Source organism: Synechococcus sp. PH41509 (assembly GCF_020514285.1).
In the GTDB taxonomy this organism is placed as follows: domain Bacteria; phylum Cyanobacteriota; class Cyanobacteriia; order PCC-6307; family Cyanobiaceae; genus Parasynechococcus.
This window is the reverse complement of the sequence record NZ_VTLD01000005.1, coordinates 38,216-51,717: the sequence shown is the minus strand read 5'-3', so window position 1 is coordinate 51,717 and position 13,502 is coordinate 38,216. Positions and strand designations below refer to the sequence as shown.

Sequence of the window (13,502 nt, the reverse complement as noted above, 5' to 3'; positions counted from 1 at the left end):
GATGGACTGCAACCTTATCCGCAGTAAGGCTCAAGGATCTCTTCGAGATCACGGAGCTGGCTGGGGGGAATGAGTTTGGCGAGTGGGAGCTGACTAGCGCCTCCTGCCAGCGGAACCTTCACGGCGTCGAGCGCCTGCCGAGCAGCGACTTCAGCTCCTTGATTAACGCGAGCACTGCATTCGATCGCGAGGGCGGAGGCCAGCTCGGCATCGCCGAGGTAAAGATGCCAGCCGCTGATTTGAACGTAAAGGCGATCAGCTAAAGCCCTTTGAAGGTCCTGCAGATCGCTTGCGGAAAGGGACATCAGCCCAGGAGGAGCGAGGGGGATGCCTCCATGCTGGCGTTATTCCTCTGGCTTGGGTCGCTGAAGAATTACCCATATCAACTGGCCCAGCCACAAGGTTGCCCAGAGTCCGGTGACCCAGGTCAAACTCCCCGGAGGAAAGGGATGGCGCATCTCCTGCAGGAACCAACTGCCGCTGTTCACCGCGGCGAAGATGCCGCCGTGAAGGCATAGGTTCACGATGCGCTCGAAATGCCGGTAAGTCGGATCCTCAGGGTTAGCGGGGCCATACCAGCGGATCGGCATTGCTCGGGCACAGAAACACCTGAATCCTGGCGCGGCCGGGGCCCGGTTGACGAGCGGACCCTCGATGGGGTCTGATGGGTCCACGCCAGCGCTTGTAGCTCAGCGGATTAGAGCATCTGACTACGGATCAGAGGGTCGGGAGTTCGAATCTCTCCAGGCGCGTTTTAACTGCCCACATGGGCAGTTTTTTTTTGGTTGATCGCTCAGCCTGATCGCTGTGGTTTCTTACGATTGGTCAAAGCTTTACTGAACATTTCATGGGCCAGGCTTCTGGACGCGCCATCGACGCTGATCTGGCTCAATCGGATCCGGATATTGCTGCGTTCATCAACCAGGAACAGCAGCGTCAGGAAACCCACCTTGAGCTGATCGCATCGGAGAACTTCGCGTCCCGCGCGGTGATGCAGGCTCAGGGTTCCGTTCTGACCAACAAGTACGCCGAGGGTCTGCCCAGCAAGCGGTATTACGGCGGTTGTGAGCACGTTGATGCCATTGAGGAGTTGGCCATCGAGCGATCCAAGCAGTTGTTCGGGGCTGCATGGGCCAATGTGCAGCCCCACAGCGGTGCCCAAGCCAACTTCGCCGTTTTTCTGGCCCTGCTGCAGCCCGGGGACACGATCATGGGGCTCGACCTGTCCCATGGAGGTCATCTGACCCATGGCTCTCCGGTCAACGTCAGTGGCAAGTGGTTCAACGTCGTTCAATACGGCGTCGATAAGGAGACCCAACGCCTGGATATGGAGGCGATTCGGCAGCTTGCTCTGGAGCACAAGCCCAAGCTGATTGTTTGTGGCTATTCCGCTTATCCGCGAACGATTGACTTCGCTGCCTTCCGTGCCATCGCTGATGAAGTGGGTGCGTATTTGCTGGCCGATATGGCCCACATCGCCGGCCTCGTGGCTGCTGGCGTGCATCCCAGTCCCGTGCCTCACTGCGATGTGGTGACCACCACCACCCACAAAACCCTTCGCGGCCCCCGTGGTGGTTTGATTTTGTGCCGCGATGCTGATTTCGCCAAAAAATTCGACAAGGCCGTTTTCCCGGGCAGTCAGGGCGGACCTTTAGAGCACGTGATCGCTGCCAAGGCAGTGGCTTTTGGTGAAGCGTTGCAGCCTTCGTTCAAGGCTTACAGCCAGCAGGTGGTCGCCAATTCGGCGGCCCTCGCCGAACAGCTGATTGCCCGCGGCGTCGATGTCGTCAGTGGTGGCACCGATAATCATGTGGTGCTGCTTGATCTGCGGTGCATTTCGATGACAGGAAAAGTGGCTGATCTGCTGGTGAGTGATGTGCACATCACGGCCAACAAGAACACAGTTCCCTTCGACCCTGAATCACCCTTCGTCACCAGTGGCCTCCGGCTGGGAACTGCTGCACTGACCACGCGCGGTTTCGATGTTCAAGCCTTCCGCGAGGTCGCTGATGTGATTGCCGACCGTCTTCTGAATCCCGAGGATGACGCGATTCGCCAGCGTTGCCTGGACCGTGTGGCTGCTCTCTGTGAGCGCTTCCCGCTCTACGCCGATAGCAAGCAGCCTGTTCTGGCGTGAGGTTCGGCCCTTCCGCTCGAAGCAGCTTGGGTGGGTTCTGGTGTGCGGGTTGCAAGCTCTTTAGGATTGGAATTACTCCTTCTGACCGGGGGACCGTCTCTTCCTCGGAGCTTTCGTGAATCTCTTGGCCAGCCCTATTGCGGTTGCCTCGGTCAGTTTCCTTCTGGCCGCGGTGATCACCACGGTGCTGGTGCCCCGGGTGCGAAGGCTGGGTCTTCGCTTCGGGTGGACCGATCAGCCCGATGAGCGCAAGCAGCACATCACCCCCATGGTGAGACTTGGGGGAGTTGCCATGGTGCTGGGTTTTTGTCTGGCCTTAGCGGCAGTCTGGTCGATGGGGGGCTTCGGACTGCTTGCTCCGGCAAGGGATCAACTGATTTGGAGCACCCTGGCCGGTTCGCTCTGCTTTTTTCTGATCGGCTTGGCGGATGACCTCTTCGCTCTTTCCCCGTGGCCTCGGCTGGCTGGGCAGGTCGCCGTGGCTTGTGCGGTTTGGAGCCAGGGCGTTCGGATTGGAGCAATCGATCTTCCCTGGCTCACCGCTTCCGCGGGTCCGATTGCCTTGCCTGACGGCCTCAGCCTTCTGGCGACCGTTGTTTGGCTGGTGGGGATCACAAATGCCATCAACTGGTTGGATGGCCTTGATGGCCTCGCCGCTGGGGTTGCTGGCATTGCCGCTGTCGGACTGGTGTCCGTCAGCTTTTCGCTCCATCAGGTGGCCGCTGGATTCCTGGCCGCTGCACTGGCTGGCTGCTGCCTTGGTTTCTTGCGACATAACTTCAACCCAGCCCGGATTTTCATGGGCGATGGGGGTTCCTACTTCCTCGGGTTCACCCTCGCTGCCGTCAGCATCGTGGGACCCGCCAAGGGGCTCACAACCGTCAGCTTGCTGCTGCCGCTCCTGATTCTCTCGCTGCCGCTGGCCGACATGTCAGCCGTCATCATGGGCCGGCTGCGGGAAGGCCGCTCTCCCTTCTATCCCGACCGCCGTCACCTCCATCACCGTTTGCTTCGTGCCGGGTTCAGTCATCGGCGCACGGTTCTGTTGATCTACGTCTTCACCCAGTGGCTCGCAGCCCTTGCCCTGGTAGTGGCCAACGCTGAGATGCGCTTCCTCTGGCTGGCTCTTGCCACAGCCATCCTGGTGGCCACGGTCGTGATTAGTCGGCGCCAGCTGCAACACGAGCGGGCCCTGATGAGCACCACGCCGCGTGCCACACCCGTAGACCCTGCTGCCCTTGGGAAGCCGCGTGGCTGAATCGGGCGTTGAAGTTCTGTGTGTGGGCACGGAGTTGCTGTTGGGCGACATCCTCAATGGCAATGCCCGATGGATCGCTGAACAGTTGGCTGGTTTGGGGTTGCCGCATTACCGCCAGACTGTCGTCGGCGACAACAAAGACCGCTTGGTTTCCGCCGTGCGTGAGGCGTCGCAGCGTTGCAGGGTTCTGGTGACGACAGGCGGTTTGGGCCCCACGCCGGATGACCTCACCACAGATGCCCTTGCTGCTGCCTTCGAGACTCCTCTGGAGGAACGTCCAGAGCTCTGGCTGGAGATCCAGCGCAAGTTATCAGCGGGAGGCCGGCCGGTGGCTCCCAGCAATCGCAGCCAGGCTTTTCTCCCCCGCGGGGCTGAGGTTCTTCCCAATCCAAAGGGCTCGGCTCCCGGGATGATCTGGTCGCCGCGACCGGATTTCACCATCCTCACCTTTCCAGGGGTGCCCTCGGAGATGCAGGCAATGTGGGCGGAGACGGCCGTCCCGTGGCTCCAAGCGCATGGTGGTGTCACCGGGATATTTGTTAGCCGTCAACTTCGCTTCAGCGGCATTGGTGAATCCGATCTGGCCGAGCGTGTTGCGGATCTGTTGGCCTCCACCAACCCAACGGTGGCTCCCTACGCCTCCCTCGGAGACGTGAAATTACGGCTCACAGCTTGTGCACCGAGTGCCGATGCTGCCGCTCAGATGCTGGTGCCGCTTGAAGCGGAGCTGCGCCGTCGCACAGGGGACCACTGCTACGGCGTGGATGAGGACAGCCTGGCGTCGGTGGTGATCAGCCTTCTCAAGCAACAGGATCAGTCTCTGGCGGTGGCTGAATCATGCACCGGAGGCGCACTGGCGGCGGCTCTCACAGCTGTTGCAGGCTCCTCATCGGTTTTTCAGGGTGGCGTCATCGCCTATAGCAACGCGGTGAAACAGGGCCTGCTTGGGGTGTCGACGGATCTGCTCATGACCCACGGTGCTGTCTCGCAGCCAGTGGTCGAAGCGATGGCCCGGGGAGCCAGGGAGCGCCTGAATTGTGACTGGGCGATTGCGGTGAGTGGAATTGCCGGGCCTGGAGGTGGAAGCGCCGAGAAGCCTGTGGGCTTGGTGCACCTTGCCTTGGCCGGCTCCCATGGTTGTGAGGCTTGGGTGCACCGCTTCGGTGAGCGCCGTGGCCGGGCGGCTATTCAGAGGTTGAGCGTGATCCGCGGCTTAGACCGTCTTCGTCTGCGCTTGCTCGCTCAGGTTTAGGGTCGACGGTTCTTGCGGCTGAACAGTTGAGTTCCGGCACCCTCTACGACAAGGTGTGGGATCTGCATCGGGTGGCGGAGCTTCCCGGCGGATCCACCCAATTGTTTGTCGGTCTTCATCTCATCCATGAGGTCACTAGTCCCCAGGCGTTCTCGGCTCTGAAGGACAAGGGCCTGACGGTGCGTTGTCCCGAGCGCACGGTGGCCACGGTGGATCACATTGTGCCAACCACCTCCCAGCAACGTCCGTTCGCCGACCCGTTGGCGGAGGAGATGCTCAGCACCTTGGAGTGGAACTGTCAGGAGTACGGCATTCCTCTCAACAACATCGGCAGCGGAAGGCAGGGCATCGTTCATGTGATTGCCCCGGAGCTCGGTCTGACCCAGCCGGGGATGACGGTGGCTTGCGGTGACTCCCACACCTCCACCCATGGCGCCTTCGGGGCGATCGCCTTCGGAATCGGGACCAGTCAGGTCCGCGATGTGCTTGCCAGCCAGAGCCTGGCCATGAACAAGCTCAAGGTGCGCCGAATTCAGGTGAATGGCCTCCTGTCGGAGGGGGTGTCTGCCAAGGATCTGATCCTTCATGTGATTCGCCGCCTTGGCGTGAAAGGCGGCGTTGGTTACGCCTATGAGTTCGCAGGGCCTGCGATCGAGGCGCTGTCCATGGAAGAGCGGATGACCCTCTGCAACATGGCGATCGAGGGTGGAGCCCGTTGCGGTTACGTCAATCCTGACCAGATCACCTTTGACTATCTGAAAGGTCGTCCCCATGCCCCGGAGGGTGATGCCTGGACCCGCGCTGTCTCCTGGTGGAGCTCCCTGTCCACCGACCCCGATGCAACGGTCGACGATGAGGTGGTCTTCGATGCGGCTGCGATTCCACCCACGGTGACCTGGGGCATCACTCCCGGCCAGGGATTGGGGATCGATGAAACGGTTCCCAGCCTCGATCAGCTGGATTCAGGGGAGCGTCCGATCGCGGAGGAGGCCTACCGCTATATGGATCTCCAGCCAGGAACGGCCATTGCTGGAGTCCCTGTGGATGTCTGTTTCATCGGCAGCTGCACCAATGGTCGTCTCAGCGATCTCCGTGCCGCTGCCGATGTGGCCCGTGGGCGCCAGGTGGCTGAGGGCATCAAGGCGTTTGTGGTTCCCGGCTCGGAGCAGGTGGCAAAAGCCGCTGAAGCGGAAGGGCTGGATGCGGTGTTCCGTGCCGCAGGCTTCGAGTGGCGGGAGCCTGGTTGTTCGATGTGTCTGGCCATGAATCCGGACCGATTGGAGGGACGCCAGATCAGCGCCAGCTCCAGCAATCGAAATTTCAAGGGTCGGCAGGGATCGGCCAGTGGGCGGACGTTGTTGATGAGTCCAGCGATGGTGGCCGCTGCTGCCGTGAATGGTCGTGTGACTGATGTCCGTACTTTGATTTCTCCGTCCGCATCGTGATGGCTCTCTTCCCGACTGGTCCTGTTCAGCATGTGAGTGGAACGGCCATTGCCGTTCCAGGCGAAGACATCGATACGGATCGGATTATTCCGGCACGGTTTCTTAAATGCGTCAGTTTCGAGGCGCTGGGCGACCAGGTGTTTGCAGATGACCGTCTGGAACTCTCCGGCGAGCATCCCTTTGATCAGGTCCGTTATCAGGGTGCCTCGATCCTGGTGGTGAATGGCAATTTCGGCTGCGGTTCCAGCCGTGAGCATGCACCCCAGGCGTTGATGCGCTGGGGAATCCGTGCAGTGGTCGGTGTCAGTTTTGCCGAGATTTTCTATGGCAACTGCCTCGCTCTGGGCATTCCCTGTGCAACGGCTGCGCCGGATGAGATCAAGGCGATTCAGGCGCAGGTGTCTCGTGAACCAGGTGGCTCGTGGCAGCTGGATCTTGCTGGTTTGCAATTGACGTCGGCGGAGTCCAGCTGGCCTGTGTCGATCGATGCCGGCCCATTGGACATGCTGCGCAGCGGTCGCTGGGATGCCACGTCCCAGCTTCTGGACCATGGCCCTCAGGTCGCAGCGTTGATGCAATCACTGCCGTACATCAACCAATTCGCCGCCAATTGACGGTCAAGCGCGACTCCTGTGTCTATGAAAGAGACAGGAGGTTGCGTGTTGATGGCTCATTCGTTGTCGCGGTTGTTGTTGCCGTTGTTGGTTCTTGTCGGTGTCGGTCCCGCAGGTGCCATGCCGCTTCAGGTCCAGCCCCACGATCCCTTGGATCGCAGCTGTCCTGGTTGTGACCTACGCCATGCGGATTTCCGTCAGGCTCACCTCATCGGCGCTGATTTTCGGGGAAGCGATTTCCGCGGAGCCGATCTCAGGGAGGCGAATCTTGAAGGTGCTGATCTGACGGGGGCCCTGCTGCAAGAAGCTGACCTTCGGGGAGCCAACCTCACCAATGCAGAGCTGTCTGGTGTGGATCTGCGCAATGCCGATCTGCGGGACGCTCAGGTGATCAATGCCTATGCGCCAAACGTTCGGACCACCGGCATGCGTTATGCCGGTGCTTCACTGCTCGGAAGTGATCTGATCATCGGCGGCGGTGACTGATCAGAAGGGTCGATCCGAGTTGCTCGTCTCCATCCAGTTCGTCGGGGTGTAAGGCACAAACGGCACTCCTGTGCCTTTAAAGCCAAAGTCGTTGAGACGGAAGCGGACGCCACCAATACCTTCGTAGGGATTGAAGTAGATCCCGACGTCGTAACTGCGACGTTGCCAGCGCAGTTCGACGTTCGAGTTGACCGTTTTGCCGTAGTACTCCGAACCGGGGTCGACGTTGTAACTGACGCCTGTACTCAGCACGACCGGCCCCACGATCTGCTGGGTGAGCCCGATCCCAAGGGTGGCGAGATCGACATTCCGATCAAAGGCGAAGGGGCTGTTGCCGTTTTTCAGGGAGCCGCTGCCCACGATCGAGATCTGTGTGAAATCGAGGAAAGGCTTGCTGAAGGTGCCCAGGGTGATGGTGGGCCCTCCGCTGAGGCTCAGAGTCTCTTGGTGACGTCCATCGCCATAAACAGCCACCGAAGTGTTGACGTTGGTGTTCAGACTTAACCCGGGAACAATTGCAACGGGGGAATAGCGATAGGCCGCCGTTGGAATTAGCTCCGCTGTGTTCCCTTTCAACAGGGGAATCTGGCTGGTGATTGAGGCATACAAGCTGCCACGCCCAGTACGTAAGGGGCGGTTGCTGTTGAAGCGATCGGCGTCGTAGTCACCGATGGCACCTCGAATCAGATAGTTGTGATCCATGTCCCCTGTCGACCAGCTGCCCCGGGTCTGGGCGTAGACGCCATAGGCCGCATTGATGTCGGTCTCACCCAGGGAGCCATTCCAGGTGCGATAGCGGTAAGCCCCGAAAAGTTTGGTTTCCAGTACGCCCAAGCTGCCCAGGTCGATATCTCTGCCGAAGCTTCCCCAGAAGCGACTTGCGCTGAGGATGTCATCGGGATCAAAGCTGCTCATGTCGGCGTCGGCGCTCAGTCTGTAATCCCCGTACCGGCCACGAAGTTTGGCGTCTAAGCCAAACAAATCACCGGCGCTGTTGAAATCGCCATCCATGGCGCGCTGGAGCATGAACTGCGGCTGAAGGGATAGCTCCGTGCTGGTACCGATGGTTAGAGGCTTGAGGTTGCGTCCCACAAAAAGGCCGCCGCGGTCTTTGTTGTCGATGCCAACAACCAGACGGTTCTCAACTTCCTCCTCCTTCTGGATGAGCTGTCGACGTGTCACAGGGATGGGCAGTCGCTCTTCGACGATCAGGCGGTTGCGACGCGCCGAGATCAGCACATCACCATTGGCTTGTTCCCTGGCAATCACATCCTCTGCATCGATCCTGGTTTGAGCCGGGGTGAACGGATCGTTGCTGAATCCCATGCGGTCGGCTTGCCAGCCATCCGCCGTGATCAAGACCTTCGAAGCCTGGATTCTCCAGCGGCTGATCGTGCCATTAAGGAGATTTGTGCTTCCCAGACGCTTGAGTTGAGGAACTTTGACCACACCAAAGCGGTTTTCATCCCTAATTGAGGAATTCTGGCGTTGAACTGGGATGCCGCTGCGTCGTTCGATGCTGAAGCTGCCCTGGAAGTCGATCTCCGAGACGCGCTGGTCGATCTTGGCAATTGCCTCCGTCCGCATGGCTTGCTGCTGGGCCGGGGGAATCGGTTCCTGTTCGGTTTTGCCATCACTGGAGACATGGCGCTGGGGGTAACCGCCGTCACCGAGGGCAATGGAGTCGAGGCGGTCAGAGAGGGAGGAAGGCTTGACGCGATGGTCGCGATCCGGATCTGCACACTCCGGCAGGGGAGGCATCATGGCGCTCTCCGGCTGGGGTGTGTCCCGTCCCCAGCGGTAGCGCAGGCCGAGCAAGTAGGCATTGCTGCCTTCGCTGACCCCTCCATAGGTACCGAACGCACCGGAGCGGTGGTGAATTCGGCCGACGAGTGACAGGTCGGAGGAGACAGCGGCCTCGACCTCGAAGCCGAGATAGTTCAGCAGTTGGGTGTAGTTCTCGCGGAACGTTTTCTCGTAAAGGCTGACGTCGCTGTTGTAACTGATGCCTTCCACGAAGCTGAGGCTCAGCCACGGCTGAACCCAGACCCGCGCTCCGATCCCCAGGACCCCTTCGCCGAAGCCTTGTGGGGGTAGGTCGGCATAGGGGTTGCTTTGGTTGAATTCGCCGCCCTGTTGCTGCTTGGCCATGTGGCTGAACAGGTCAGCCTCAAGTTCGATGGCCAGTGGTCCAGCGCGCATGATTCGCCTTTGCACGCCTAAGCCCAGCACGGCTTCCGGTCGCATTCGACCGTTGAACATGAAGGTGTCTCCGAAGGCGGAGTCGATCATCTGGCCTCCCCAGGCCGTGACTGCCCAGGGTTGTGGATGCCAGTCGGGTACCGGAGGGAGGAGAGGAGGACAGGCCACCGGAGGCATGTCTTCGTTGTTCTCTGGGGTGTCTTCTGTGAAGGAAGTCTTTGACGGCGACTCAGATGGTGTCTCAGGCCGTTTCTCAGTTGCTGGGGATGTTGTGAGAGAGGTTGTAAACGGATTGGAGAGGGGCTCCTCTAGGTCGATGACCCCGTAGACATCATTGAGTTGACCTTCGTTTTGGACGAGGTTGTAGCGGAAGCTTGACGCTTGAAAATATTGCTTGCCGCGTCTTAAACGCACGGCACCGCGGGCATAGAGCGTGCGGAAGCCAGCATCGAATTCAATCCGATCGGCGCGCAGTTCAGCGTTTCCAAGCTGAATGCTGACGTTGCCTTCGGCGATTGTGGCCTTGGTGTTGCGATCGCTGTACTGACGATCTGCCTGGATCTTCAGATGAGCAGGTGCTGGTGCAACAGCCGAAGAGGTCTGTTCAGCCGAAGAGGCTGAAACTGGCAATGCCGAGACCGATCCTGTAATCAGGGTTCCAGTCAGTGCGAAGAGAAGGCGATGAGCCCCCAAGGCAATCCTGCTGCGGGCCACGATCCTGCCAGCTCAGCCCCAGGATCCAGCCTTGATCAGACCAGTGCGTTGCGCGGTCTGTTCAAGAGGGTCACTCAATCTTCGAGGTCTTTGCGGCTGGGAGTGCGGCTTGGATCACTCGCAAGGAACCCGAACACGAAAATGCCGATGAAAAAGAAGACGACCGAATAGACGGAGATCTTGAGGGCGAGCATGGAGACCGACCGGCGTCTGTGAGAAGGGCATCATCTTATGGGGCATGACAGCGTTAGCTGGGGAATGAACCCTGAACAGGTCGCTCGATCGGAGTGGATTGAAACGTTTCGCAGTCGGTCGCGTCGTGATCTGCGTGCTGATTGGCGACGGTCAGGGTCTGCCAAGGCCGGTTTTTTTCTTGATGAAACCTGGGGATCGACCCATCGCCCGGACTGGGCCAAACGTGGTCTGCTGATCTGGCCAAGGGGGCGTCAATGGCTGCGTCTTGAGCAGCGGTTGTCCTGGCCAGATGGCTGGTGCAACAGGGAGTCTTGCCGCGCACGGCTGGTGCTGAGCTGGTGGGCTGAGCACATGCGGCTATGGGTTGACGACGTGCTGGTCCATGAAGGGGATCTGTTCGATACCGCCTGTCGCTGGCCTCTCCCCGAGCGATGCCGCCAGGGGTCTGCGCTGCATCTTGTTTTGGAGCTTCGCAGCCCACTGCATGACGATGGAGCTCTGATCAGCAGCCATCTGGACCTCGAGCCGCAATCTGGGGGGGCGGATCCAGAGGGCACGCTGCTCCCCTCGGCGTTGGAACTGCATCTGGCAGCGGATGGTGATCTGCCGCCGCATTGGGCGGTTCTGGACCCCAGCGGTGTTGAGGCTCAGGTCGCTGTCGCGACGCACCTGCACCAGGCGGCAACCCCTGGAGGTTCAATGCATTGGCTCGGTCATGCCCATTTGGATCTGGCCTGGCTCTGGCCGGTTGCCGATACCTGGCAGGCCGCTGAACGCACCTTTCGATCGGCATTAGCTCTGATGCGGCGCTGGCCAGAGCTGCGCTTTGCCCATTCCACGCCGGCGCTTTACGCCTGGATGGAGCAGCATCGCCCTGCTCTGTTTGCTGAGATCCAGGAGGCCAGCCGCGCCGGCCGCTGGGAGCCGATTAATGGTCCCTGGGTGGAGACGGACTGCGTTCTGGTCAGCACGGCGTCGCTGTGGAATCAATTCGCTTTTGGTCAGGACGACAGCCGTCGCCGCTTCCCGGAATGGGCCCATGAATTGGCCTGGCTGCCAGACAGCTTTGGCTTCGCGGCAGGGTTGCCTGCGGTGGCTGCAGCCAACGGTGTGCGCTGGTTCTGTACGCACAAGCTGGCCTGGAATGCCGAGAACCCCTTCCCGCACCGTGTGTTCCGTTGGCGTGGACGGGGACGATCCGAACTGCGCAGCCTGATGCTGCCGCCGATCGGGCGTCGTGCTGACCCCGTGGAGATGTTGGTGGAGCAGCGTGCATGGCATGAGGCCACGGGGCTAAAAACGGCGCTCTGGATCCCTGGTGTTGGAGATCACGGTGGTGGTCCTACCGACGAGTTGCTGGAGCAGATCGAGCTCTGGGAGGGGCAAACGAATGCGTTGCCTACCCATGCCGGCACGGTGCGTGAGTTCCTGACGGAGCTGGAGCGGGGCGATCAGGCCTGGCCGGTGTGGCGTGATGAGCTGTTTCTGGAGTTGCACCGCGGCTGCGCCACCAGCCGGCCAGATCAGAAGCGTCACAACCGCACGCTGGAGCGGCTTTTGCGGGAAGCCGACGCTGCTTCGGCCCTGTTGGCACTCGCTGGTCAGGACAGCGGCAGCAGCGATTGGCGTCCGCTGTTGTTCCAGCAGTTTCACGACATCCTTCCGGGAACTTCGATCCCGGAGGTGTTTGAGCAGGCGGAACCGGTCTGGTGCTTGGCTCGGCGCCAGGCCCGCCAGGAACGTGACCGGAGGCTGGCAAGGCTGCCCCGTGCGAATGACTCCGCGGTGGACTGGAGTTGGTGGGGTCTGCAACCTTTGGCCTCTTGGTCACCACTGGTTCGCCTTCCAGCTGGATCGTGGTCGGTCGATGCCGTTTCACTGCCCCAGCAGGCTGCTGCGGTTGGTGGAACCTGGGTGCAGTTGCCACGTCAGCAAGGCAGTTGCTCTGTGCCCCTCAGGCGTGAACCAGGGTTGAAGCACTGTGCTGCTGAACCCCGACACCCCGTGGTCATCGCGTCGCTGGGGTCGGGAGCCTGGCGTCTGGGTAATGATTTGGTTGAACTTGAGGTCTCCGCAGCCGGACTCCTTGCTTTAAGGGGTCGTGATGGAAGAGAGCAGTTGTCGGCGCCGCTGCAGCTCGAGCGCTACCGAGACCGCGGAGAATTTTGGGATGCCTGGGATCTGGCTGCTGGTTACCGTTCCAATCCCCTGGGTGTTGACTCAACGGGATCGTTGCAATGGCTCGACAAGGGTCCTCTGGTCGCCCATTTGGTGCTGAGGCGCAAAATTGGCGCCAGTTCCATGCGCCTGGACCTGCGGCTGAAGGCCGATACGCCTTGGCTGGAGCTGATCTGCAGCATCGACTGGTGCCAGACCCACGAGTTGTTGCGCCTGGACCTGCCGCTGGCGACTCGCGCCGTTCGGATCGGTGCCGACACCAGTGGAGGGGTGATCGAACGCCCCGCTGAGCCGATGACACCTCGGGAAAAAGCCCGTTGGGAAGTCCCTGTGATCTCTTGGTTCGCCTCTCAGTCGGCGGCTCCTGGAGGTGGGTTGGCTGTGTTGCTGGATGGTCCTCAGGGGGTTGATTGGTCTCCATCACGACTGGGCATTTCGCTGCTGCGCGGTCCAACCTGGCCTGATCCCAGTGCTGATCAGGGCTGGCATCGCCAGCGTCTTGCTCTCATGCCGTTGTCAGGCTCCTGGGGTGATGCCGGTGTACCGCAGGCTGCGATTGCATTTCGCGAGCCGGGTTGTTGTGCACCTCTGCCCGCTGAGCTGCGTCAGTGGTTCCCATCGCTCCCGAATCAGCTCACGCCGGTTGCTCTTCAGCGGAATGGCAGTGACTGCTTGCTGAAGCTGATGAACGCTGGATCTGCTCGCTGTAGATGGGCCCCCGGTTCAGGCTGGCGCGTTCGCTCTCAGGTCGACTCAACTGCAACAGATGAAGTGGTGATCGCTCCCGGAGAGCTCGTGTCTCTGGTGCTGTCTCAGTCCTCGTGATCGTCAAACGGGTCATCGAGAGCTTTTGATGGCGGACCAAAGGCCTGGTACACACCAAAACCGGTGAGTCCGAACAAAACGGCGAGCACACCGATGGCAACAGACAGGGCTGGGGACGAAGTTTCCATCACATCTCTCGACAGGATCGACCCCTAACCGGAGTCGGCCCCTACAGTATCGGGACTTCAAACCACCC

The 13,502-nt window shown here is 60.5% G+C and carries 12 protein-coding genes and 1 tRNA gene; 8 read left to right on the top strand and 5 right to left on the bottom strand.

What is annotated here, in order from left to right; genetic code table 11:
• Positions 1-14: 14 nt before the first annotated feature.
• Positions 15-305 (bottom strand): DUF3181 family protein, encoded by a 291-nt coding sequence (locus tag FZZ88_RS02495; RefSeq protein ID WP_166015624.1) that lies wholly within the window; start codon positions 303-305, stop codon positions 15-17.
• A gap of 39 nt (positions 306-344) precedes the next feature.
• A complete protein-coding gene (locus FZZ88_RS02490; RefSeq protein WP_115024945.1) occupies positions 345-590 on the bottom strand; it encodes a hypothetical protein in 246 nt (81 codons plus the stop codon).
• Between the two features lie 88 nt (positions 591-678).
• Here FZZ88_RS02490 and FZZ88_RS02485 point away from each other — a divergent pair.
• From FZZ88_RS02485 to FZZ88_RS02455, 7 genes are all read left to right on the top strand, one after another.
• Positions 679-752 (top strand) — tRNA-Arg (locus tag FZZ88_RS02485).
• 95 nt (positions 753-847) lie between these two features.
• Positions 848-2,137 carry a serine hydroxymethyltransferase gene (gene glyA, locus FZZ88_RS02480; protein WP_166015623.1) on the top strand — a complete coding sequence of 430 codons (1,290 nt, stop codon included), beginning with the start codon at positions 848-850 and terminating at the stop codon, positions 2,135-2,137.
• Between the two features lie 115 nt (positions 2,138-2,252).
• A complete protein-coding gene (locus tag FZZ88_RS02475; RefSeq protein ID WP_115024947.1) occupies positions 2,253-3,395 on the top strand; it encodes a glycosyltransferase family 4 protein in 1,143 nt (380 codons plus the stop codon).
• On the top strand, positions 3,388-4,647 hold the full coding sequence (locus tag FZZ88_RS02470; RefSeq protein ID WP_166016431.1) for a competence/damage-inducible protein A: 1,260 nt from the start codon (positions 3,388-3,390) through the stop codon (positions 4,645-4,647). Before FZZ88_RS02475 ends, FZZ88_RS02470 begins: the two co-directional genes overlap by 8 nt.
• A gap of 26 nt (positions 4,648-4,673) precedes the next feature.
• Entirely contained in the window at positions 4,674-6,092 is a 1,419-nt protein-coding gene (gene leuC / locus FZZ88_RS02465; RefSeq protein ID WP_166015622.1) for a 3-isopropylmalate dehydratase large subunit, read from the top strand.
• Positions 6,092-6,706 carry a 3-isopropylmalate dehydratase small subunit 2 gene (locus tag FZZ88_RS02460; RefSeq protein WP_115024950.1) on the top strand — a complete coding sequence of 205 codons (615 nt, stop codon included), beginning with the start codon at positions 6,092-6,094 and terminating at the stop codon, positions 6,704-6,706. Before leuC ends, FZZ88_RS02460 begins: the two co-directional genes overlap by 1 nt.
• Before the next feature lie 51 nt (positions 6,707-6,757).
• Positions 6,758-7,192, top strand: coding sequence for a pentapeptide repeat-containing protein (locus FZZ88_RS02455; protein ID WP_166015621.1), 435 nt, complete (start codon positions 6,758-6,760; stop codon positions 7,190-7,192).
• Here the strand turns inward: FZZ88_RS02455 and FZZ88_RS02450 are convergent, their stop codons facing one another.
• Together FZZ88_RS02450 and FZZ88_RS02445 are read right to left on the bottom strand one after the other, a co-directional pair.
• Positions 7,193-10,108 carry a DUF3769 domain-containing protein gene (locus FZZ88_RS02450; protein WP_226423577.1) on the bottom strand — a complete coding sequence of 972 codons (2,916 nt, stop codon included), beginning with the start codon at positions 10,106-10,108 and terminating at the stop codon, positions 7,193-7,195.
• 74 nt (positions 10,109-10,182) lie between these two features.
• A complete protein-coding gene (locus FZZ88_RS02445) occupies positions 10,183-10,302 on the bottom strand; it encodes a photosystem II reaction center protein I (protein WP_006172424.1) in 120 nt (39 codons plus the stop codon).
• Positions 10,303-10,366: 64 nt separating this feature from the next.
• Here FZZ88_RS02445 and FZZ88_RS02440 point away from each other — a divergent pair, with 64 nt between their 5' ends.
• Positions 10,367-13,306: an alpha-mannosidase gene (locus tag FZZ88_RS02440; RefSeq protein WP_166015620.1), complete on the top strand. Its 2,940-nt coding sequence runs from the start codon at positions 10,367-10,369 to the stop codon at positions 13,304-13,306.
• Here the strand turns inward: FZZ88_RS02440 and psbN are convergent.
• Positions 13,294-13,434 (bottom strand): photosystem II reaction center protein PsbN, encoded by a 141-nt coding sequence (gene psbN, locus FZZ88_RS02435; RefSeq protein WP_011363291.1) that lies wholly within the window; start codon positions 13,432-13,434, stop codon positions 13,294-13,296. The two genes, FZZ88_RS02440 and psbN, sit on opposite strands and share 13 nt — an antisense overlap.
• Between the last annotated feature and the right edge of the window lie 68 nt (positions 13,435-13,502).

Bases quoted from the DNA above. Each gene is read 5' to 3' on its own strand.
- FZZ88_RS02495 (WP_166015624.1), bottom strand. From the start codon at position 305: ATGTCCCTTTCCGCAAGCGATCTGCAGGACCTTCAAAGGGCTTTAGCT.
- FZZ88_RS02490 (WP_115024945.1), bottom strand. From the start codon at position 590: ATGCCGATCCGCTGGTATGGCCCCGCTAACCCTGAGGATCCGACTTAC.
- glyA (WP_166015623.1), top strand. From the start codon at position 848: ATGGGCCAGGCTTCTGGACGCGCCATCGACGCTGATCTGGCTCAATCG.
- FZZ88_RS02460 (WP_115024950.1), top strand. From the start codon at position 6,092: ATGGCTCTCTTCCCGACTGGTCCTGTTCAGCATGTGAGTGGAACGGCC.
- FZZ88_RS02455 (WP_166015621.1), top strand. From the start codon at position 6,758: ATGGCTCATTCGTTGTCGCGGTTGTTGTTGCCGTTGTTGGTTCTTGTC.
- FZZ88_RS02445 (WP_006172424.1), bottom strand. From the start codon at position 10,302: ATGCTCGCCCTCAAGATCTCCGTCTATTCGGTCGTCTTCTTTTTCATC.
- FZZ88_RS02440 (WP_166015620.1), top strand. From the start codon at position 10,367: ATGAACCCTGAACAGGTCGCTCGATCGGAGTGGATTGAAACGTTTCGC.
- psbN (WP_011363291.1), bottom strand. From the start codon at position 13,434: ATGGAAACTTCGTCCCCAGCCCTGTCTGTTGCCATCGGTGTGCTCGCC.